At 69.9% G+C, this 22,566-nt stretch carries 16 protein-coding genes and 1 pseudogene; 12 read left to right on the top strand and 5 right to left on the bottom strand.

Annotation, left to right across the window (positions count from 1 at the left end):
• Positions 1–33 precede the first annotated feature (33 nt).
• On the top strand, positions 34–1,164 hold the full coding sequence (locus BLU79_RS44710; protein ID WP_093911800.1) for an aromatic ring-hydroxylating oxygenase subunit alpha: 1,131 nt from the start codon (positions 34–36) through the stop codon (positions 1,162–1,164).
• On the opposite strand, the gene BLU79_RS44715 is transcribed toward BLU79_RS44710, so the two are convergent.
• A complete protein-coding gene (locus BLU79_RS44715) occupies positions 1,161–1,922 on the bottom strand; it encodes an IclR family transcriptional regulator (protein ID WP_093911801.1) in 762 nt (253 codons plus the stop codon). The genes BLU79_RS44710 and BLU79_RS44715 overlap by 4 nt on opposite strands.
• Positions 1,923–2,124: 202 nt before the next feature.
• Here BLU79_RS44715 and betA point away from each other — a divergent pair, with 202 nt between their 5' ends.
• A complete protein-coding gene (gene betA / locus BLU79_RS44720) occupies positions 2,125–3,795 on the top strand; it encodes a choline dehydrogenase (RefSeq protein WP_093911802.1) in 1,671 nt (556 codons plus the stop codon).
• A gap of 3 nt (positions 3,796–3,798) precedes the next feature.
• Entirely contained in the window at positions 3,799–4,635 is an 837-nt protein-coding gene (locus BLU79_RS44725) for a methylenetetrahydrofolate reductase (protein WP_093911803.1), read from the top strand.
• A 58-nt stretch (positions 4,636–4,693) separates the two neighbouring features.
• Here the strand turns inward: BLU79_RS44725 and purU are convergent, their stop codons facing one another.
• On the bottom strand, positions 4,694–5,566 hold the full coding sequence (gene purU / locus BLU79_RS44730) for a formyltetrahydrofolate deformylase (RefSeq protein ID WP_093911804.1): 873 nt from the start codon (positions 5,564–5,566) through the stop codon (positions 4,694–4,696).
• A 219-nt stretch (positions 5,567–5,785) separates the two neighbouring features.
• Between purU and BLU79_RS44735 the strand changes: the two genes are divergently transcribed.
• From BLU79_RS44735 to BLU79_RS44775, 9 genes are all read left to right on the top strand, one after another.
• Complete coding sequence (locus tag BLU79_RS44735) at positions 5,786–7,255, top strand: aldehyde dehydrogenase family protein (protein WP_093911805.1); 1,470 nt, start codon at positions 5,786–5,788, stop codon at positions 7,253–7,255.
• Between the two features lie 20 nt (positions 7,256–7,275).
• Complete coding sequence (locus BLU79_RS44740; RefSeq protein ID WP_093911806.1) at positions 7,276–8,364, top strand: quaternary amine ABC transporter ATP-binding protein; 1,089 nt, start codon at positions 7,276–7,278, stop codon at positions 8,362–8,364.
• Positions 8,364–10,376, top strand: coding sequence for an ABC transporter permease (locus tag BLU79_RS44745; protein ID WP_093911807.1), 2,013 nt, complete (start codon positions 8,364–8,366; stop codon positions 10,374–10,376). The genes BLU79_RS44740 and BLU79_RS44745 overlap by 1 nt, the downstream gene beginning before the upstream one ends.
• A gap of 14 nt (positions 10,377–10,390) precedes the next feature.
• A complete protein-coding gene (locus tag BLU79_RS44750) occupies positions 10,391–11,368 on the top strand; it encodes an ABC transporter substrate-binding protein (protein WP_093911808.1) in 978 nt (325 codons plus the stop codon).
• A gap of 235 nt (positions 11,369–11,603) precedes the next feature.
• Positions 11,604–14,042 carry a GcvT family protein gene (locus BLU79_RS44755; protein ID WP_093911809.1) on the top strand — a complete coding sequence of 813 codons (2,439 nt, stop codon included), beginning with the start codon at positions 11,604–11,606 and terminating at the stop codon, positions 14,040–14,042.
• Positions 14,043–14,081: 39 nt separating this feature from the next.
• Positions 14,082–14,942 (top strand): bifunctional methylenetetrahydrofolate dehydrogenase/methenyltetrahydrofolate cyclohydrolase, encoded by an 861-nt coding sequence (locus BLU79_RS44760; protein ID WP_093911810.1) that lies wholly within the window; start codon positions 14,082–14,084, stop codon positions 14,940–14,942.
• 31 nt (positions 14,943–14,973) lie between these two features.
• Positions 14,974–16,206 (top strand): sarcosine oxidase subunit beta family protein, encoded by a 1,233-nt coding sequence (locus tag BLU79_RS44765; protein ID WP_093911811.1) that lies wholly within the window; start codon positions 14,974–14,976, stop codon positions 16,204–16,206.
• Positions 16,207–16,234: 28 nt separating this feature from the next.
• Positions 16,235–19,522: a sarcosine oxidase subunit alpha family protein gene (locus tag BLU79_RS44770; RefSeq protein WP_093911812.1), complete on the top strand. Its 3,288-nt coding sequence runs from the start codon at positions 16,235–16,237 to the stop codon at positions 19,520–19,522.
• Positions 19,515–20,117 carry a sarcosine oxidase subunit gamma gene (locus BLU79_RS44775; protein ID WP_093911813.1) on the top strand — a complete coding sequence of 201 codons (603 nt, stop codon included), beginning with the start codon at positions 19,515–19,517 and terminating at the stop codon, positions 20,115–20,117. Before BLU79_RS44770 ends, BLU79_RS44775 begins: the two co-directional genes overlap by 8 nt.
• A 23-nt stretch (positions 20,118–20,140) precedes the next feature.
• Here BLU79_RS44775 and mshA read toward each other — a convergent pair.
• The 3 genes and pseudogenes from mshA to BLU79_RS44790 all read right to left on the bottom strand — a co-directional run.
• Positions 20,141–21,472, bottom strand: a pseudogene (mshA, locus tag BLU79_RS44780) (D-inositol-3-phosphate glycosyltransferase); the annotation flags it as partial.
• A complete protein-coding gene (gene fdhD, locus BLU79_RS44785) occupies positions 21,451–22,293 on the bottom strand; it encodes a formate dehydrogenase accessory sulfurtransferase FdhD (protein ID WP_093911815.1) in 843 nt (280 codons plus the stop codon). The gene fdhD and the pseudogene mshA, both read right to left, overlap by 22 nt.
• Before the next feature lie 15 nt (positions 22,294–22,308).
• The coding region (locus tag BLU79_RS44790) for an L-serine ammonia-lyase, iron-sulfur-dependent, subunit alpha (RefSeq protein ID WP_177001437.1) at positions 22,309–22,566 on the bottom strand (258 nt) is incomplete at its 5' end.

The raw sequence follows: 22,566 nt of genomic DNA on the forward strand, positions 1-22,566 counted from the left end.
GACCCCTCCACGACGTTTCCCGAGGAGTGCACCGTGACCTCGACCAGCCTGCCGGACAGCCTGATCGCCACCCTGCCCGGCTCCTCCTACACGGATCCGGCGATCTTCGCCCAGGAGCAGGAGCGCATATTCGAGACCATGTGGTTCTGTGTCGCGCGCGCCTCCGAACTGGCGAAGCCCGGCGCCTTCCGCACCGTCGACGTGGGCCGCGAGAGCATCCTCGTCACCCGCGCGAGGGACAACAGTGTCCGTGCGTTCTTCAACGTATGCCGACACCGCGGCGCCAAGCTCTGCACAGAGGAGACCGGCGAGGTGAAGCGGGCCTTCCAATGCCCGTACCACGCCTGGACGTACGACCTCAACGGCAAACTCGTCGCCGCGCCCAACCTCACCAAGATGCCCGACGTCGGACGCACCGAGTACGGCCTGGTCGGCGTCGCCGTGCGCGAATGGCTCGGCTATGTCTGGGTCTGCCTCGCGGAGAACCCGCCCTCCTTCGAGGACACGGTCATGGGCGAGATCGTCGACCGCCTGGGCGACGTCGAGTCGATCGAGCGCTACGGCATCGACGACCTCTCGGTCGGCAAACGGATCGTCTACGACGTCAAGGCGAACTGGAAGCTGATCATCGAGAACTTCATGGAGTGCTACCACTGCGCCACCATCCACCCCGAACTGACGGAGGTGCTGCCCGAGTTCGCCGACGGCTACGCCGCCCAGTACTACGTGGGTCACGGCGCGGAGTTCGGCGAGGAGGTCCAGGGCTTCACCGTCGACGGCTCCGAGGGACTGGACCGCATTCCGGGGGTCGCCGAGGACCAGGACCGGCGCTACTACGCGATCACGGTCAGGCCGCAGGTGTTCATCAACCTCGTACCCGACCACGTCATCTTCCACCGGATGTACCCGGTGGCGGTCGACCGGACGATCGTCGAGTGCGACTGGCTCTATCTGCCGCATGTCGTCGAGAGCGGCAAGGACGTCAGCCGGTCCGTGGAGCTGTTCCACCGCGTGAACCAGCAGGACTTCGACGCCTGCGAGCGCACCCAGCCGGGGATGAGCTCAAGGATGTACGCCAAGGGCGGTGTGCTGGTACCCAGTGAGCACCACATCGGTGCCTTCCACGACTGGGTCAACGAGCGCCTGGGGGCGCCGGCGGTCTAGGAGACGACCGCTTCGCCCAGGTAGCCCATGCGGTGGCTGATCTCCTCGGCGCCCTTGAGCAGGATCGGGGAGACCTCGTGCATACGGTCCTCGGTCAGGCGGTACGCGGGCCCGGAGGCGCTCAGTGCCGCGATCACCGTGCCGTCCCGGTCGCGGACCGGCGCGGCCATGGCGTGCAGGCCGATCTCCAGCTCCTCCAGGGTGATCGAGTAGCCGCGCTCCCGGGTCTCGGCTAGGTTCTTCTCGAGCTTGCTCTTGGCCGTGATGGTGTTCTGCGTGACCTTCTTCATCCCGGCTTCGGCCAGCAGCGTGGCGCGGTCCTTGGTCGGCAGATAGGACAGCAGGATCTTGCCGCTCGACGTGGCGTGCAGAGGAGTCAGCTGGCCGACCCAGTTGTGCGCGGTGATGGCACCCGGACCGCGCACCTGGTACAGGTTGATCGCGAAGTGCTCCTGCATGACGGCGATGTTGACGGTCTCACCGAGCTCCTCGGCGAGCCGTTCGCAGACCGGGCGGCCCTGCTGGGTGATGTCGATACGGCCGGTGACCGCGCCGGCCAGACGGACGATGCCGAAGCCGAGCCGGTACTTGCCGCGCTCACCGGCCTGTTCCACCAGGCCGCGCGCCTCCAGGGCGCCCAGCAGGCGGAAGGCGGTGGACTTGTGTACGTCGATTTCGGCCGCTACCTCACTGACGCCCGCCTCGCCACGCTGGGCGAGGATCTCCAGGACGCTGATGGCGCGGTCGACCGACTGCACTCCGCCGGCCTGCGAATTCGACGTTTCTGTGTCAGTGCTGTAGTTGCTCACAGTAAAACTATACGCGTAGTAAACAACACGACGGCAAGTAACGAGCCCGTAATGAAGCCGTTAGAAGTTGCGTCGTTCGCAACCTGGTGCGTATGACGCTACCAGCGCTAGCATGCGTCGCGTATCTACGGCGCGAGCGAGACGAGGCACCATGGCTCCTGTGCAGTACGACTTCGTCATCGTCGGCGGCGGATCGGCCGGCAGTGCGCTGGCGAACAGACTCTCCGCCGACCCGGCCAACCGCGTGCTGGTGCTGGAGGCCGGCCGGCCCGACTACCCGTGGGACGTCTTCATCCATATGCCGGCGGCGTTGACCTATCCCATCGGCAGCCGGTTCTACGACTGGAAGTACGAGTCCGAGCCGGAGCCCCACATGGGCGGCCGGCGCGTCTACCACGCGCGGGGCAAGGTGCTGGGCGGCTCCAGCAGCATCAACGGCATGATCTTCCAGCGCGGCAACCCCATGGACTACGAGCGCTGGGCGGCCGACCCCGGCATGGAGACCTGGGACTACGCCCACTGTCTGCCGTACTTCCGGCGCATGGAGAACTGTCTCGCGGCCGACCCGGACGACGAGTTCCGCGGCCACGACGGCCCCCTCGTCCTGGAGCGCGGCCCGGCGACCAACCCGCTCTTCGGCGCCTTCCTCAAGGCCACCGAGGAGGCGGGCTACGCGCCTACCGACGACGTCAACGGCTACCGGCAGGAAGGTTTCGCCAAGTTCGACCGCAACGTCCACCGCGGACGCCGGCTGTCGGCCTCGAAGGCGTACCTCAAGCCCGTCCGCAAGCGCCCCAACCTCACCGTCAAGACACGCGCCCTGGTCACCCGTGTCCTGTTCGAGGGCAAGAAGGCCGTCGGTGTCGAATACCAGCGCGGCAAGAGCGCCCCGCAGCAGGTCCGCGCCAAGGAGGTCATCCTCTGCGGCGGCGCGATCAACTCCCCGCAGCTGCTGCAGCTCTCCGGCGTCGGCAACGCGGAGGAGCTGCGCGCCCTCGGCATCGACGTCGTGCACGACCTGCCGGGCGTCGGCGAGAACATGCAGGACCACCTCGAGGTCTACATCCAGTACGCCTGCAAGCAGCCCGTCTCCATGCAGCCGTACCTGGCGAAGTGGCGCGCCCCCTTCATCGGCCTGCAGTGGCTGTTCAGGAAGGGCCCGGCCGCGACGAACCACTTCGAGGCCGGCGGCTTCGCCCGCAGCAACGAGGACGTCGACTACCCCAACCTGATGTTCCACTTCCTGCCGATCGCGGTCCGCTACGACGGTTCCGTGCCCGCGGGCGGACACGGCTATCAGGTCCATGTGGGCCCCATGTACTCCGACGCCATCGGCTCCGTGAAGATCAAGAGCAAGGACCCGCGCGAGCACCCGGCCCTGCGCTTCAACTACCTCTCCACCGAGCAGGACCGGCGCGAGTGGGTCGAGGCGATCCGGGTGGCCCGCAAGCTCCTCAACCAGCCCGCACTCGCCCCCTACAACGACGGGGAGGTCTCGCCCGGACCGTCCGTCGAGACGGACGAGGAGATCCTCGCCTGGGTCGCCAAGGACGGCGAGACCGCCCTGCACCCCTCCTGCACCTGCAAGATGGGCACCGACGAGATGTCCGTCGTCGACCCGACCAGCATGCGGGTGCACGGCGTGGAGGGCCTGAGGGTCGTCGACGCGTCGGTGATGCCGTACGTCACCAACGGCAACATCTACGCCCCGGTGATGATGGTCGCCGAGAAGGCCGCCGATCTGATCCTCGGCAAGGAGCCACTGGCGCCGTCGAAGGCCCAGTACTACCGCCTCCGTGACGCCGAGAAGCAGGCCGGGTAGGCCTTGGGCGTCACCGGGCTGAGGGCGCTGCTGGAGCGCGTCCGCTATGAGGTGCTGCCCGCGAAGGCGACCGAGGACAAGGTCCTCGCCCATGTTCCGCGCGATGTCGTCGTCACGGTGACGGCGTCGCCGGTCAAGGGCCTGGAGCCGACCCTCGACCTGGCAGGCCGGCTCGCGGGGCACGGCTATCGCGTCGTCCCGCATGTGCCCGCGCGGCTGCTGCGGGACGACGCGCATCTGAAGGAGGTCGTCGACCGGCTCCGTGAGATGGGCGTGGACGACGTCTTCGTCCCGGCGGGCGACGCCGACCCGCCGGCCGGGGTCTACGACGGGGCGCTGCCGGTGCTGCGCCGGCTGAGCGAGCTGGGCGGGCCCTTCCGTCACGTCGGCATCACCGGCTATCCCGAGAGCCATCCCCTCATCCACGACGACATCACCGTCCAGGCGATGTGGGACAAGCGCGAGCACGCCACGTACCTCGTGAGCAATCTGTGCTTCGATCCGCGGGTGCTGGGGGAGTGGATCGCGCGGATCCGCGGTCGAGAGGTCACGCTGCCCGTGTATATGGGTGTCGCCGGGCCCGTGCAGCGGGCCAAGCTGATGGCGATGGCGACGAAGATCGGCGTGGGGGAGTCGACACGCTTCCTGACGAGGCACCCCTCCTGGTTCCTGCGGTTCGCGACGCCCGGGGGCTACTCGCCCGAGCGACTGCTGACCCGCGTCGAGCAGACGCTCACGGCGCCTTCGGCGGGGGTGGCGGGGTTGCACCTGTTCACGTTCAACCAGATCGCCGAGACGGAGGAGTGGCGCCGCGCGCTGCTGGACCGGCTGGACGGCTGAAGATCGTATACGACAAGGGGCGGGCTGGATCTCCAGCCCGCCCCTCGCGTGGATACCGTCAGCGGAAGACCACCGTACGGTTCCCGTCCACCATCACCCGGCTCTCGCTGTGCCACTTCACCGCGTGGGCGAGTACCTGGGCCTCGACGTCCCGGCCGACCGTGACCAGGTCCGTCGGGTCGAGGGAGTGGTCGACCCTGACCACGTCCTGCTCGATGATCTGGCCCTCGTCCAGGTCCGGCGTCACATAGTGCGCCGTCGCGCCGACGAGCTTCACGCCTCGGGTGTAGGCCTGCTCGTAGGGGCGTGCGCCCTTGAAGCTGGGGAGGAACGAGTGGTGGATGTTGATGGCGCGGCCCTCGAGCTGTTTGCACAGGTCGTCGGAGAGGATCTGCATGTAGCGGGCCAGCACCACCAGGTCGACGTTCAGGTCGCGCACCAGCTCCAGCAGCCGTGCCTCGGCATCCGCCTTGGTGTCCTTGGTGACCGGGATGTGGTGGAAGGGGATGCCGTAGGTCTGGGCGAGTCCTTCGAAGTCGCGGTGGTTGGAGACGATCGCGGGGATCTCGATGTTGAGGGCGCCGGTGCGGCGGCGGAAGAGCAGATCGTTCAGGCAGTGACCGAACTTGGACACCATGATGAGCGTCCGGGTCGGTGTCGACGCCTCGTTCAGGGTCCAGTCGATGCGGTACGCCTCGGCGACCGGACCGAATCGGTAACGCAGAGTTTTCACATCCGCGTCCGGATCCGAGACGTCGAAGTGGACCCTCATGAAGAATCGGCTCTGAAGTCGATCATCGAACTGCTGGCTCTCCAGGATGTTGCCCGAGTTCCTGACGAGGAAGCCGCTCACTGCGTGGACCAGTCCGGCGCTGTCGGGACAGGAGAGGGTGAGGACGAACTCACGGCCAGGTTGCGGTCGAAGGGACATGACGGCCTCCGTCGGTGCGTATTGCACAACAAGGTGAGCGATGCGCAACATGGTCGGCCTCGGTGCCGCTCGCGGTCAAGGGTGGGCGGGCAAGTGCCGGTACGGTCAAATCGTCATCCGCCAACCTCTTGACGTAGCTCTATGGCATTCGTCAGGGTGTTCCACCACAAGCAATTGAATGCACGATGCGCAACGCATTTCGGCTGAAGGGCTTGGCGCGTGGCAGATCTGTATGTGGCTGGGCAATGGCGTGATGCGGTGGCCGGTGGCCGCCGCGAGATCCGCTGTCCCGCTGACGGCACGCTCGCCGTGACCGTCTCCGAAGGGACGCGTTCCGACGCGGAGGCGGCGATCGCCGCGGCCCGCCGCGCCTTCGACGAGGGCCCCTGGCCGCACACCCCCGAGCGGGAGCGCGGCGCCCTGCTGCTGCGTACCGCCGATCTCATCGAGCGCGACGCCAAGGAGTTCGCCCGCGCCGAGTCGCTGGACAGCGGCAAGCGGCTGGTGGAGAGCGAGTACGACATCGCCGACGTCGTCTCCTGTTTCCGCTACTACGGCGGGCTCGGCGGCACCGACGCCGGCCGGGTCATCGACACCGGCCGGGACGACGCGGTGAGCCGCGTGGTCTACGAGCCGATCGGTGTGTGCGGGCTGATCACCCCCTGGAACTACCCGCTGCTGCAGGCCAGCTGGAAGGTCGCCCCGGCCCTCCTGGCCGGCAACACCATCGTCCTGAAGCCCAGTGAGCTCACCCCCTCCACCTCCATCCTGCTGATGAAGGCACTTCAGGAGGCGGGGCTCCCGGCCGGCGCCGCCAACCTCGTCCTGGGCACCGGACCCGAGGTCGGCGCACCGCTCTCCGAGGACCCGGCCGTCGACATGGTCTCCTTCACCGGAGGCCTGGAGACCGGCAAGCGGATCATGGCCACCGCCGCCGCGACGGTGAAAAAGGTGGCGCTGGAGCTCGGCGGCAAGAACCCCAACGTGGTCTTCGCCGACGCCGACTTCGAGACGGCCGTGGACTTCGCCCTCACGGCCGTCTTTCTGCACTCGGGGCAGGTCTGCTCGGCCGGGGCGCGGCTGATCGTCGAGGACTCCCTGCACGATGCCTTCGTCGACGAAGTCGTCCGGCGGGCACGGCAGATCCGGCTCGGCGGGCCCTTCGACCCCGAGGCCGAGACCGGAGCGCTGATCTCCGCCCAGCACCGCGACAAGGTCGAGGCGTATGTCGCCGCGGGCCTCGTCGAGGGCGCCGTACTGCGCTGCGGTGGTGCACGGCCGACCGACCCCGCCCTCGCGAACGGCTACTACTACCCGCCGACCGTCCTCGACGAGTGCCGGCAGGACATGCGCGTCGTGCACGAGGAGTCCTTCGGGCCCGTGCTCACCGTGGAGCGCTTCACCGACGAGGACGATGCCGTACGCATCGCCAACGACACCGAGTACGGACTCGCCGGAGCCGTCTGGACCCAGGACGCGGGCAAGGCCCAGCGGGTCGCCCGGCGGCTGCGGCACGGCACGGTGTGGATCAACGACTACCACCCCTATGTGCCGCAAGCGGAATGGGGTGGCTTCGGGCATTCGGGCGTGGGCCGGGAGCTGGGACCGACCGGCCTGGACGAATACCGAGAGCCCAAGCACATCTGGCAGAACATCCAACCCCGGCCGCAACACTGGTTCCGCGGCTGAACGCCGAAGAGAGGTCGATCGTGACCCCAACGCAGACCGAGGTGCCGCAGCGGCGCGGCACGCCCCAGGATTCGGACGGTACTCCGGTCATATCCGTGCGCCGGCTGTGGAAGGTGTTCGGTCCGAAGGCCGACCAGGTTCCGGAGTCCGAGGAGCTGTGCGGCCTCACCCGCCGCGAGCTCATGGACCGCACCGGCTGCACCGCCGCGGTGCGCGACGTGGACTTCGACGTCCGCAAGGGCGAGGTCTTCGTCGTCATGGGCCTGTCCGGCTCCGGCAAGTCCACGCTGGTGCGCTGTCTCACCCGGCTGATCGAGCCCACCGCCGGTGAGCTCGTCTTCGAGGGCGAGGACATCCGCGCGGCGGACGCCAAGCGCCTGCGCGACCTCAGGCGCAGCAAGTTCTCCATGGTCTTCCAGCACTTCGGGCTGCTGCCGCACCGCCGCGTCGTCGACAACGTGGCCTTCGGCCTGGAGATCCGCGGCATGGGCCGGGCCGAACGCACCAAGCGGGCCATGGAGGTCGTCGAACTGGTCGGCCTCGCCGGCTACGAGAACTCCTACCCCGACCAGCTCTCCGGCGGTATGCAGCAGCGCGTCGGCCTCGCCCGGGCGCTGGCCGGCGACCCGGACGTGCTCTTCTTCGACGAGCCCTTCTCGGCGCTCGACCCGCTGATCCGCCGGGACATGCAGAACGAGGTCATCCGGCTGCACAACGAGGTCGGCAAGACCATGGTGTTCATCACCCACGACCTCTCCGAGGCGCTCAAGCTGGGCGACCGCATCCTCATCATGCGCGACGGCAAGATGGTCCAGTGCGGCACCGGCGACGAACTCGTCGGCGCCCCGGCCGACGACTACGTGCGCGAGTTCGTCAAGGACGTGCCGCGCGGCGATGTGCTCACCCTGCGCTGGATCATGCGTCCGCCGACGCCCGACGACGCCCTGGACGGCCCCGAGCTGGGCCCGGACGTCGTGGTGAAGGAGGCCACCCGCGCGGTCCTCGCGGCCGACAAGCCGGTCAAGGTCGTCGAGAACGGCGAACTGCTCGGCATCGTCGGTGACGAGGAGATCCTCGCGGTGGTCGCCGGGCAGGAAGGCGGCGCGTGATGACCGTCGCCGTGGAGAAACCCGGGCAACCGCAGAAGGCGGACGCCCCGCCCGAGGGGCCCGCGACCGCCACCCGGGAACGCAAGGTGAGCCGCGGCATGGTGGTGGCCGCGATCCTGGTCGGCTGGCTGGTGCTCTTCGCCCTGCTGCGCGGAAAGCAGACCCTCGCCCTGGCGGCGGCGGACCTCACGGACCTGCACCGGTGGTTCAACGACGCCAACGACACGATCGGCGCGAACCGCAACACCAACCCGCTCTTCCTGTACTTCTTCAACGAGATCCGCCTGGTCATCGACACCCTGGTGACCTTCGTCCAGGAGCTGATCTCCCAGCCCTCCGCCGGGCGCCCCGTCCCGCAGATCGGCTGGCTCGGGGTCGTCGGCATCGCGGGATATGTCTCCTGGGCGTTCGGCAACTGGCGGGTCGCCCTGCTGGCCGTGGCCGGCTTCACCTTCATGGGGCTGCAGGGGCTGTGGCAGGAGAGCATGGACACCCTGGCCCTCATCCTCTGCGCGGTCCTGGTGGCGCTGCTGTTCGCCATCCCGCTGGGCGTGTGGGCGGGACTGTCCGACCGGTTCAACCGGATCGTGACGCCCTTCCTGGACTTCATGCAGACGATGCCGACCTTCGTCTACCTCGCCCCGCTGACCCTGTTCTTCCTCATCGGCGGCGCCTCCGCCACCATCGCCACGGTGATCTACGCGGCCCCGCCCGCGATCCGCATCACCGCGCACGCCATCCGCTCCGTACCGAAGACCACCGTCGAGGCGGCCGACTCGCTGGGCGCGACACGGCGGCAGGCGCTGACGAAGGTCCTGCTGCCGATGTCCAAGCGGACCGTGGTGATGGGCGTCAACCAGTCGATCATGGCCGCCCTGGCCATGGTGACCATCGCGGCCCTGATCGACGCGCCCGGCCTCGGCAAGACCGTCGTCCAGGCCCTGCAGTCCCTCGACGTGGGCACGGCCTTCAACGCGGGCCTCGCCATCGTCGTCATGGCGATCGTGCTGGACCGGGTCACCACCGCCGCCAGCGCCCGTGAGGAGGAGGCCCGGCGCTCCGCCGGCCGTCTACTCGCCTGGCGTAAGCAACTGCTGGCCGCGGGCGGCGTCGTCACGGCGGTCCTCGTCTACCTGTCGCACACCTACATCTGGGCGGCGGAGTTCCCCGGCGAGGGTGACATCGGAAGCTCGATCGCGAGCGCGGCGGACACCGCGACCACCTGGGCGCAGGACAACCTCGCGGGCCTCACCAACGCGTTCCGCGACGCCATCACCAACGGCCTGCTCAACCCGTTCCAGGCGCTGCTCACCGACTCCCCGTGGTGGCTCGTCGGCGCCGTCCTGATCGCGCTCGGCGCGGTGCTCGGCGGCCTGCGGGCCGGGGCCACGGCGGCCCTCTGCGTCGGCCTGCTGGTCGGCACGGGGGTGTGGTCGGACGCGATGACGACGCTGGCGTCGACCGTGGTGGCGACGGTGCTGGTCATGGTGCTGGGCATCGTCTTCGGCGTGTGGATGGGACGCAGTCTGCTCGTGGACCGGGTGATGCGGCCCACCCTGGACGCGGCGCAGGTCATGCCACCGTTCGTCTATCTCGTGCCGTTCCTCGCGCTGTTCGGCGCCAGCCGTTTCACGGCCATCGTCGCCGCGATCGTCTATGCGGCGCCCGTCGCCATCAAGATCATCGCGGACGGGGTGCGGGCCGTGCCCGGGACCACCGTCGAGGCGGCCACGTCCGCCGGGTGCAACACCTGGCAGATCATCACCAAGGTTCAACTGCCCATGTCACGCAGTGCGTTGACGCTCGCGACCAACCAGGGTCTGATCTATGTGCTGTCGATGGTCGTGGTGGGTGGCCTGGTGGGAGCGGGCGCCCTCGGCTACGACGTCGTGGCGGGATTCTCGCAGGGGCAGCTGTACGGGAAGGGACTGGCGGCCGGGCTCGCCATCGTCCTTCTCGGCGTCATGTTCGACCGGATCACTCAGGCAGCGGCGCGACGCGCGAGCGCTTAGAAGGAGCACTGACCATGGCAACACAAGTACGACAGTGGAGAGTCGGCGCGGCCGGCCTGGCCGTTCTGGCTCTCACCCTCACCGCCTGCGGCGGTGCGAAGGTCGGTGACGACTCCTCGGGCGCGGACGGCTCGGGCAGCTCCGGCAAGTGCGGCACCTTCAATCTCGCCGTCAACCCGTGGGTGGGCTACGAGGCCAACGCGGCGGTCATCGCGTACGTCGCGGAGCAGGACCTCGGCTGTACGGTCACCAAGAAGGACCTCAAGGAGGAGATCGCCTGGCAGGGCTTCGGCACGGGCGAGGTCGACGCGGTCGTCGAGAACTGGGGGCACGACGACCTGAAGAAGAAGTACATCACCGACCAGAAGACCGCCGTCGATGCCGGGCTGACCGGCAACAAGGGGCTCATCGGCTGGTACGTCCCGCCGTGGCTGGCCAAGGAGCACCCGGACATCACCGACTGGAACAACCTCGACAAGTACGCGGCCGAGTTCAAGACCTCCGAGTCGGGCGGCAAGGGCCAGCTCCTCGACGGTGACCCGTCGTTCGTCACCAACGACGAAGCCCTGGTGAAGAACCTCAAGCTGGACTACAAGGTGGTGTACGCGGGCAGCGAGACCGCACTCATCCAGGCCTTCCGGAAGGCGGAGAAGAACAAGGAATGGGTGATCGGCTACTTCTACGAGCCGCAGTGGTTCATGTCCGAGGTGCCGCTGGTCAAGGTCAAGTTGCCGGAGTACAAGACCGGCTGTGACGCCGACCCGGAGAAGATCGCCTGCGACTACCCCGTCTACGACCTCGACAAGATCGTCAGCGCCAAGTTCGCCAAGTCGGGCAGCCCCGCCTATGACCTCGTCAAGAACTTCACCTGGACGAACGAGGACCAGAACACCGTGGCCAAGTACATCGCGGTGGACAAGATGACGCCGGAGGCGGCGGCGAAGAAGTGGGTCGAGGCCAACCGCGCCAAGGTGGACGCCTGGATCAAGTAGCTCCCCGGTTCCTGGACAGAACACGCCCGGCGGGCGGTGCGCACCGTGCGTACCGCCCGCCGGGCGTCGCCATGTCCGGGGGCGTGCGGGGGCGTGTTCCCGGGGCCGTTTTCCGACGTCACGGACCCCTTGACACCCCCTCCCCGAGGCAGGCACATTGAGTTGCGCAACCTGAACCATGTTGCGCAGACAGCAACTGAACCGGCTGGACTCGATTTCAATCGGAGGTGCGGCGATGGCGGGACCCCGAGTGGTCATCATCGGAGCGGGGGTCGTTGGCGCGGCACTCGCGGACGAGATCTCCGCGCGCGGCTGGACCGAAGTGACCGTGGTCGACCAGGGCCCGCTCCCCGCCACCGGGGGCTCGTCGTCGCACGCCCCGGGCCTGGTCTTCCAGACGAACTCCTCCAAGACCATGACCGAGCTGGCGCGCTACACCGTCGAGAAGTTCTGCTCCCTCGACGTCGACGGCAAGCCCTGCTTCCTCCAGGTCGGCGGCCTCGAAGTCGCGACCACTCCCGAGCGCCTCACGGAACTGCACCGCCGCCACGGCTGGATCACCGCCTGGGGCATCGAGTCCCGGCTGCTGACCCCCGACGAGTGCGTCGAGCGGCACCCGCTGGTCGACCGCGACAGGGTCCTCGGCGGCCTCCTCGTCCCGACCGACGGCCTCGCCAAGGCCGTCCTCGCCGTCGAGGCGCAGATCCGCCGGGCCACCGAGCGCGGCGTGCGCTTCCTGGCCCGCCACGAGGTGCTCGACGTCCTGCGGGCCGACGGCGAGGTAACCGGCGTCCTCACCGACCAGGGCGAGATCCCCGCCGACATCGTCGTGTGCTGCGCCGGCATCTGGGGTCCGAAGATCGCCCGCATGGTCGGCATGAACCTCCCGCTGACCCCGCTGGCCCACCAGCTCGCCTGGACCGGGCCGGTACCGGCCCTCGCCGGCCAGACCGAGGAGGCGGTCCGCCCGATCCTGCGCCACCAGGACGCCGACCTCTACTACCGCGACCGCTTCGACGGCATCGGCATCGGCTACTACGGCCACCGCCCGATGCCCATCACGGCCGACGAGATCCGCTCCTTCGACGAGGACGCCGAGATGCCGTCGGTCCTGAAGTTCACCGAGGAGGACTTCGAGCCCGCCTGGACCGAGACCCAGTCCCTGCTCCCCGCGACGCAGGAGGCCAAGGTCGAGGAGGGCATCAACGGCCTGTTCTCCTTCACCACCGACAACTTCCCGCTGCTCGGCGAGTGCGCGGACGTCAAGGGCTTCTGGGTCGCCGAGGCCGTCTGGGTCACCCACTCCGCGGGCGTCGGCCGGGCCATGGCCGAATGGCTGGTCGACGGCCACTGCTCGTCCTTCGACCTGCACGAGTGCGACGTCAACCGCTTCGAGCCGCACCAGCTGACCCCGGAGTACGTCCTCGCCCGCGACTGCCAGAACTTCGTCGAGGTCTACGACATCCTCCACCCCCTCCAGCCGTCCGGGAAGCCGCGCCCGATCCGCACCAGTCCCTTCCATACCCGTCAGCAGGAGCACGGCGCGTTCTTCCTGGAGGCGAACGGCTGGGAGCGCCCGCAGTGGTACGAGGCCAACGCGGGCCTCGTCGAGGGCCGCAGCATCCCCACGCCGGGCGACTGGGCCGCGCAGTACTGGTCGCCCATCGTCGGCGCCGAGGCGCAGGCCACCCGCGAGACCGTCGCCATGTACGACATGACGGCCCTCAAGCGCCTGGAGGTGGCCGGCCCCGGTGCCGCGGACTTCCTGGAGCGGCTGGTCACCGGCAAGGTCGCCAAGTCCGTCGGCTCGGTGACGTACACGCTGCTGCTCGACCACGACGGTGGCATCCGCAGCGACATCACCGTGGCCCGCCTCGCCCGCGACCTCTTCCAGGTCGGCGCCAACGGCAACCTCGACCTCGACTGGTTCACCCGCCACCTCCCCGCCGACGGCACGGTCCAGGTCCGCGACATCACCCCCGGAACCTGTTGCATCGGCCTGTGGGGCCCGCTGGCCCGCAAGGTCCTGCAGCCGCTGACGGACGAGGACTTCTCCAACGACGGCCTGAAGTACTTCCGCGCCAAGCGCGCCCATATCGGCAGCGTCCCGGTGACGGCGATGCGCCTGTCGTACGTCGGAGAACTCGGCTGGGAGCTGTACACCACCGCCGACCTCGGCCAGAAGCTGTGGGACACCCTGTGGCAGGCGGCGAGGCCCCTCGGCGGCGTCATCGCCGGCCGCGGCGCCTTCAACAGCCTGCGCCTGGAGAAGGGATACCGCTCCTTCGGCACCGACATGACCTACGAGCACGACCCCTACGAGGCGGGCGTCGGCTTCGCCGTCAAGCTCGACAAGGGCGACTTCATCGGTAAGGCGGCGCTGGAGCGGCGTAAAGGCGACGTGCGGCGTCGGCTGAGCTGCCTCACGATCGATGACCCGCGGTCGGTCGTCATGGGCAAGGAGCCGGTGTACGACGGTGACCGTGCGGTCGGTTATGTCACCAGTGCGGCCTATGGCTACACGATCGGCAAGGGGATCGCGTACGCATGGCTGCCGGCGGAGCTTGCGGTCACGGGGACCGCCCTGCACATCGGCTACTTCGACCAGCGTGTCTCGGCCGTGGTGGCTGAGGAGCCGTTGTTCGACCCGACGATGTCCCGTCTTCGTGGCTGAACGATGGGAAGAGATTCCGTCTGTGAAGGAGTACCGTCGGTGACCGCACAACTCCTCGATGGCAAGGCGACCGCCGCCGACATCCGTCGCGAACTGGCCGAGCGCGTGGCCAAGTTGACCGCAACCGGCAGTCGTCCACCCGGACTCGGCACCGTCCTCGTCGGCGACGACCCCGGCAGCCACGCCTACGTCGCCGGCAAGCACCGCGACTGCGCTCAGGTGGGTATCGCCTCCCTGCGTCGCGAGCTGCCCGCCGACGCGACTCAGCGGCAGGTCGAGGACGTCGTCGACGAGCTGAACGCCGATCCGGCCTGCACCGGCTACATCGTGCAGCTGCCGCTCCCGCGGCACCTGGACGCCAATGCCGTCCTGGCGCGCATGGACCCCGCCAAGGACGCCGACGGGCTGCACCCCGTCAACCTCGGCCGACTCGTCCTCGGCGTCGAGGCGCCGCTGCCGTGCACCCCGCGCGGGATCGTCGAACTGCTCCGCCGGTACGACGTGCCGATCGCCGGGGCCCGGGTGTGTGTGATCGGCCGGGGCATCACGGTCGGACGGCCCATCGGACTGCTGCTCACGCGCAGGTCCGAGAACGCCACCGTCACCCTGTGCCACACCGGGACCAAGGGCCTGGCCTGGCATGTCCGCGAGGCGGACATCGTCGTCGCGGCTGCGGGCTCGCCCGGTCTGATCGGCAAGGACATGCTGCGTCCCGGCGCGGCGGTCCTGGACGTCGGCATCACCCGCACCGACCAAGGGCTGGTCGGCGATGTGCACCCGGACGCGAAGCAGGTCGCCGGGTGGGTCGCGCCGATGCCCGGAGGGGTGGGACCCATGACCCGGGCGATGCTCCTCGCGAACGTCGTCGAGGCCGCCGAGAGGAACACGAACGCCGTATGAACCTGTCCCTTCCCGAGGACGGAGCCGTCCGATGAGCCCCCGCACCCCCGGCGCCGAACTCCCCGAACACCCCGACTGGCTGTGGCGCACGCCCGAGCCGAAGCGGTCGTACGACGTGATCGTCGTCGGTGGCGGCGGTCACGGCCTCGCCACCGCCCACTACCTGGCGAAGAACCACGGCATCACCAACGTGGCCGTGCTGGAGAAGGGCTGGCTCGCGGGCGGCAACATGGCCCGCAACACCACGATCATCCGCTCCAACTACCTGTGGGACGAGAGCGCCGGCATCTACGAGCACGCGCTCAAGCTGTGGGAGGGCCTGGCGGAGGAACTCGACTACCCGATCCTCTTCTCCCAGCGCGGCGTGCTGAACCTCGCCCACAGCCTCCAGGACGTCCGCGACAGCGTGCGCCGCGTGGAGGCGAACCGCCTCAACGGCGTGGACGCGGAATGGCTCGACGCGGAGGGGGTCCGGGAGGTCTGCCCGATCGTCAACATCTCACCGGACGTGCGCTATCCGGTCCTGGGCGCCACCTACCAGCCCCGGGCCGGCATCGCCAAGCACGACCACGTCGCCTGGGGCCTGGCCCGCTCCGCCGACGCCGCCGGGATCGACATCATCCAGAACTGCGAGGTCACGGGCCTGGACGTGGTCGGCGGCCGGGTCGTCGGAGTCCAGACGAACCTCGGCCCCATCGGGGCGGGCAAGGTGGCCCTCTGTTCGGCCGGCCACACCTCGGTCCTCGCCGCCATGGCCGGCATCGAACTCCCGCTCCAGAGCCACCCGTTGCAGGCCCTGGTCTCGGAGCTGCTGGAGCCGGTGCACCCGACGGTGGTCATGTCCAACGCGGTCCACGTGTACGTCAGCCAGGCGCACAAGGGCGAGCTGGTGATGGGCGCGGGCATCGACTCGTACAACTCCTACACCCAGCGCGGCGCCTTCCACATCATCGAGGAGCAGATGGCCGCGGCCCTGGAGCTCTTCCCGGTCTTCGCCCGCGCCCACGTCCTGCGCACCTGGGGCGGCATCGTCGACGTCAGCCCCGACGCCTCGCCGATCATCGGCCTCACCCCGGTCGACAACCTCTACCTCAACTGCGGCTGGGGCACCGGCGGGTTCAAGGCCACCCCGGGCGTCGGCTGGGTCTACGCCCACACCATCGCCCACGACACCCCCCACCCCCTCAACGCACCCTTCTCGCTCGACCGTTTCACCACCGGCGCGCTCGTCGACGAGCACGGCGCGGCCGCGGTGGCCCACTAGGACCACTGGACGCTTTGGGAGCCGAACCATGCTGCTCATCCCCTGCCCCTGGTGCGGGCCACGCGACGAGGCCGAATTCCACTACGGAGGTCAGGCCCATGTGCCGTACCCGGAGAACCCGGCAGCCCTGACCGACGAAGAGTGGGCCCGGTACCTGTTCTTCCGCGACAACCCGAAGGGCCCGTTCGCCGAGAGGTGGAGCCATGGGGCGGGTTGCCGCCGCTGGTTCAACGCGGTGCGGGACACGGCGACGAACGAGGTTCTGGCGGTTTATCGGGCGGGGGAGACGCGCCCGGCTTTTACGGAGCTGAAGCAGGCGCCACCTGTTGAGCCGCGTCCGGCACAGCCAGCCCGTCCGGCGTTTGAGGACGAGGCCCTTTCGGGGCCGACGGGGGTCCAGGGGGCAGAGCCCCCTGGCGGGGTCGAAGGGGCGGAGCCCCTGGAGGATGGGACGGGTAGGGGCGGCGGGGGCGCTGCATCCATCAGCGGCTCCGCCGCGGGCCAGCCGTTCCGCCACCCCACCCGAGGCCGAGTGGACCGAGCCACCCCCCTCACCTTCGTCTTCGACGGCACCGAATACCAGGGCTACCGAGGCGACACCCTCGCCTCCGCCCTGCTCGCCAACGGCATCATCGCGGCAGCGACCAGCATCAAACTCGGCCGCCCACGCGGCATCTTCTCCGCCGGCGTCGAGGAGCCCAACGCGGTCGTCCAGATCGAGGCCCCCTTCCCCGAGCCGATGCTCCCCGCGACAACCGTCGAGCTCTACGACGGCCTGGTCGCGACCAGCCTCCCCGGCCAGGGCCGCCTCGCCACCGCCCCCGACCCCGCCCGCTACGACGCCGTACACGCCCACTGCGACCTGCTCATCGTCGGGGCCGGCCCGGCCGGCCTCGCGGCCGCAGCGGCGGCGGCCGACAGCGGTGCCCGCGTCATCCTCGCCGACGACCGGCCGGAACCCGGCGGCAGCCTGCTCGGCACGGGCGAACTCCCCGACTGGGTGGACGAGATCGGCACGCGCCTCGAAGCCGCGCCCGACGTCCGCGTGCTGCGCCGCACCACCGTCTTCGGGTACTACGACGACAACCACCTCCTAGCCGTGGAACGCCGCACCAACCACCTCGGCGCGGACGCCCCGGAAAACGTCTCCCGCGAGCGCGTCTGGCGCATCCGCGCACGTCGGGTCGTTCTCGCCACCGGCGCACACGAACGCTCCCTGGTCTTCGCGGACAACGACCGCCCCGGCGTGATGCTGGCCTCCTCCGCCCGCACCTACGTCAACCGCCACGGTGTGCTGCCCGGCCGCCACGCGGTCGTCTTCACCACCAACGACAGCGCCTACCCCGCGGCACTGGACCTCGCCGCGGCGGGCGTGGACGTAACGGCGATCGTCGACACCCGCCCCGAACCGGGGGAGTGGGCGCAGCGCGCCCGCGCGGCCGGCATCGAGGTGCTGCCCGGGCACGCCGTCACCGGCACGGAGGGCGACGCGCGCGTCACCGCCGTGACGGTCGCCCCGTACGGGGAGTCGGCGGGACAGCGGGAGTTCGCCGCCGATCTGCTGCTTGTCTCCGGCGGCTGGAACCCGGTGGCGCACTTGTTCAGCCAGGCGGGCGGCAAGCTGCGCCATGACGAGGCGCTGGGTTCCTTCGTCCCCGACACCTGCCGTCAGGCGGTCGAGGTCGCGGGCGGCGCCGGCGGCGTGTTCGACCTGGCCGGAGTGCTCGCACAAGGCGCCGCCGCCGGTGCCCGCGCGATCGAGGCCGAGGGGTACACCTCCGAGACGCCCCGCCTCCCCGCCGTGGCCGCCCAGCCGCACACACCGCCCCAGCACGTGTACGTCGTCCCCGGCACGGTCGGCCCCCACCGCTTCGTCGACCTCCAACGCGACGTCACCGTCGACGACCTGGCCCGCGCGACCGGCGCCGGCATGCGCTCCGTCGAGCACACCAAGCGCTACACCACCGCGGGCACCGCCAACGACCAGGGCAAGACCTCCGGTGTCCTGGCCAGCGGCGTCGTGGCCGAACTGCTCGGCGTGGACATCTCGGCGCTCGGCACGACCACGTTCCGCCCGCCCTACATCCCCGTCTCCTTCGCCGCGCTCGCCGGCCGGGACCGGGGCGGGCTGAGCGACCCGATCCGCACGACGGCCCTGCACGAGTGGCATGTCGGGCACGGCGCCCTGTTCGAGAACGTCGGCCAGTGGAAGCGCCCCTGGTACTACCCGCGAGGCGGCGAGGACATGGAGACCGCCGTGCTGCGCGAGTGCGCCGCGGCCCGCGAGGGTGTGGGCTTCATGGACGCCTCCACCCTCGGCAAGATCGACGTCCAGGGCCCGGACGCCGGTGTCTTCCTCGACCTGCTCTACACCAACATGATGAGCACGCTGAAGGTCGGCATGATCCGCTACGGCGTCATGTGCCGCCCGGACGGCATGGTCTTCGACGACGGCACCGTCATCCGACTCGCCCAGGACCGCTTCCTGGTCACCACCACGACCGGCAACGCGGCGACCGTACTGGACTGGATGGAGGAGTGGCTGCAGACGGAGTGGCCCGAGCTGAAGGTCCACTGCACGTCCGTGACCGAGCAGTGGGCCACGGTCGCCCTGGTCGGCCCCCGCTCCCGCGAGGTCCTCGGTTCGCTGGCACCCCAACTGGCCGTATCCAACGACGACTTCCCGTTCATGGCGTGGCGCGAGACGACCGTCGCGGGCATCGAGGCGCGGGTCTGCCGGATCAGTTTCTCCGGCGAACTCGCCTACGAGATCAACGTGTCACCGTGGGAGGCCCTCACCCTGTGGGAGGCGCTGTACGAGGCCGGCGCCCCGTACGGCATCACCCCGTACGGCACCGAGACCATGCACGTCCTGCGGGCCGAGAAGGGCTACCCCATCATCGGCCAGGACACCGACGGCACCGTCACCCCGCAGGACCTCGGCATGAGCTGGGTGGTGTCGAAGAAGAAGCCCGACTTCATCGGCAAGCGCTCCTACGCCCGTGCCGACACCGCCCGCGCCGACCGCAAGCACCTGGTGGGCCTCCTCCCCGACGACCCCGGCGACTTCCTCCCCGAGGGCACCCAGCTGGTCGCCGACAGTGTGCTCCCGGCCCCGCCCGTCCCGATGCTCGGCCACGTCACCTCCAGCTACCGCAGCGCCGCCCTCGGCCGGACGTTCGCGCTCGCCCTGATCAAGGGCGGCCGGGAGCGCATCGGCGAGCGGCTGTACGCCCCCGTCGGCGAGCGGCTGGTCCCGGTGACCGTCGCCGCCCCCGTCCTCTACGACCCCGAGGGAGCCCGTCGCGATGGCTGACACCGCCCTTACCGCCCCGCCCCGCAGCCCCCTGTCGCACGACGCCGGCCGTCTGGCCGCCGCCACCCGCAGTTCCGGGGGTGCGGTCCGGCTGGCCGAACTCCCCTTCCTGGCCCAGGTCGACGTACGGCTCGACGCCAAGGGAGCGGCGGCGGACGCCGTCGGGCTGGCGTTGGGCCTCCAACTGCCCCTCGAACCCAACACCGTAGTCCGCGCGGGGGAGTTGACCGCGCTGTGGCTCGGCCCGGACCAATGGCTGCTGGTGGGCCCGCCCGGCGGCGAGCGGGAGCTGGAGAGCCGGATCCGCACGGCGGCCGGGGACGAGCCCGTCTCCGTCACCGCCGTCTCCGCCCAGCGCACCACCCTCCTCGTCGCGGGCCCCCGAGCCCGTGACCTGCTGGCCCACGGCTGCGCGCTGGACCTGCACCCGCGCGCCTTCGGCCCCGGACGCTGCGCCCAGACCACCCTGGGCCGCACCCAGGTCGTCCTGGTCGCCCGGGACGAGGCCAGGGCCGGATTCTGGGTCCTGGTCCGCTCGTCCTTCGCCGGCTATCTGGCGGACTGGCTGCTGGACGCGGCGACGGAATACGTCTGAACGCCCTGTGCTGTGGGAGTCGCTCAGCGGCTTCCACAGCACAGTCGTCGGTGGGCCCATATCGACGCCGTGTACACGTCCACGGTCGTCGACGCCGAGGTCTCCCAGCCGAAGGACCGGGCGTGCCGGGCGGCCGCCTCGCCCATCCGGGCCGACAGCGCCGGATCGTCGGCGAAGCGGCCCAACGCCCGTGCGTAGTCGGCCGGGTGGTGGCCCGGCACGAGCACCCCGGTCACCTCGCCGCGCACGGCCACCGGAAGACCGCCGACCTCGGCCGCGACGACCGGAGTGCCGCAGGCCTGTGCCTCCAGGGCCACCAGGCCGAAGGACTCGCTGTGGGACGGCATGACCAGGACGGACGCCGCCCGGTACCAGTCCGCGAGCCGGGCCTGATCGACCGGCGGACGGAACAGGACCACGTCGGAGATGCCGAGCCGGGCCGCCAGCTTCTGCAGGCCCTCCGGCTCCGTCAGCCCGGATCCGCTGGGCCCGCCCACCACCGGCACCACCAGCCGCTCGCGCAGCCGGGGCCGCTCTTCCAACAGCCGAGCCACCGCGAGCAGCAGGACGTCCGGTGCCTTCAGCGGCTGGATACGGCCCGCGAACAGCGGTATCAGCGCGTCGGCCGGCAGTCCGAGGCGCGCACGGGCCGCCTGCCGTCCGGCTTCGACTCCCGCGACCCCCTCGACTCCCGCGACCCCCGAGGCTTCCGGGCGGAAGCGGTCCAGGTTCACGCCCGGGTGGACGATGCTGACCCGGGCGGCGTCGGCGGCGTAGTGACGCAGCAACTCGGCGGCCTCGGTACGGGTGTTGGCGATGAGCCGGTCGGCGGCCCGCACGATCCGCACCTCACCGGTCACACGGGCCGCGGGCTCGGGTGTGTCGCCCCTGGCGAGGGAGGCGTTCTTGACCTTGGCCAGGGTGTGCATGGTGTGCACGAGCGGAACGCCCAGCCGAGCTGCGGCCAGCCGGCCGACCTGGCCGGACAGCCAGTAGTGCGAGTGGAGCAGGTCGTGGTGCCCGGGCGGCAGGGAGGCGCACGCCCGCAGCAGTTCGTGCGTGAACGCGCCGAGCCGTGCGGGCAGGTCCTCCTTGGCCAGTCCCTCGTACGGGCCCGCGTCCACGTGTCGTACGAGCACGCCCGGCGCGAGGTCGACGACGGGCGGCAGCGCGGCGGAGGTGGCTCGGGTGAAGATCTCCACCTCGACGCCGGCGGCGGCCAGGCGCTTGGCCAACTCGACGATGTAGACGTTCATCCCGCCCGCGTCCCCGGTGCCGGGCTGGTGCAGCGGCGAGGTGTGCACGCTGAGCATGGCGACACGGCGGGGACGGCTCACCTCGCGAGCCCTTCCCGGACCAGGCGCTGCTCACCGGCGTAGACGTTCATGGATCGGCCGCGCAGGAAGCCGACGAGGGTGAGTCCGGTCTCCGTCGCCAGATCCACCGCGAGGGAGGACGGAGCCGAGACCGCGGCCAGCACCGGGATGCCCGCCATGACCGCCTTCTGCGCCAACTCGAACGACGCCCGCCCGGACACCAGCAGGATGCTCCGGGACAAGGGCAGCTCACCGGACTGCAACGCGCGTCCGATGAGTTTGTCGACGGCGTTGTGCCGGCCCACGTCCTCCCGCAGGTCCAGCAGTTCGCCCTCAGCCGAGAAGAGCCCGGCGGCGTGCAGGCCGCCCGTCCGGTCGAACACGCGCTGAGCGGCGCGCAGTCGGTCGGGGAGGGCGGAGAGCAGTTCCGGGGTGATTCGCACCGGGGGAGTGTCGACGACCGGCCAACGGGCGGTGGTCCGTACGGCATCCAGGCTCGCCTTGCCGCACAGGCCGCAGGAGGAGGTGGTGTACACGTTCCGTTCGAGCGTGATGTCGGGCACGGTCACCCCGGGCGCGAGCCGGACGTCGACGATGTTGTAGGTGTTCGATCCGTCCTCGGTCGCCCCTGCGCAGTAGACGATGCCCGCGAGCTCGTCGGCCCGGCCCAGCACGCCCTCACTCACGAGGAAACCGGCCGCCAACGCGAAGTCGTCACCGGGAGTCCGCATGGTGATGGCCAGCGCTCTGCCGTTGAGCCGGATCTCCAACGGTTCCTCGGCGACCAGGGTGTCCGGCCGCGCCCCGACGGCACCGTCCCGGATCCGCAGCACGCGCCGGCGCTCGGTGACTCGTCCCATGCGGTCGCTCCCCGCTCAGCACTCGATGATGTTGACGGCAAGGCCCCCGCGGGCGGTCTCCTTGTACTTCACGGACATGTCGGCGCCGGTGTCCTTCATGGTCTTGATGACCTTGTCGAGGGAGACGTGGTGCCGGCCATCGCCCCGCAGGGCCATGCGGGCGGCGGTGACGGCCTTGACCGCGGCCATGCCGTTGCGCTCGATGCAGGGGATCTGGACCAGGCCGCCGACGGGGTCGCAGGTGAGGCCGAGGTTGTGTTCCATGCCGATCTC

The organism is Streptomyces sp. cf386 (assembly GCF_900103585.1).
Lineage (GTDB): Bacteria > Actinomycetota > Actinomycetes > Streptomycetales > Streptomycetaceae > Streptomyces.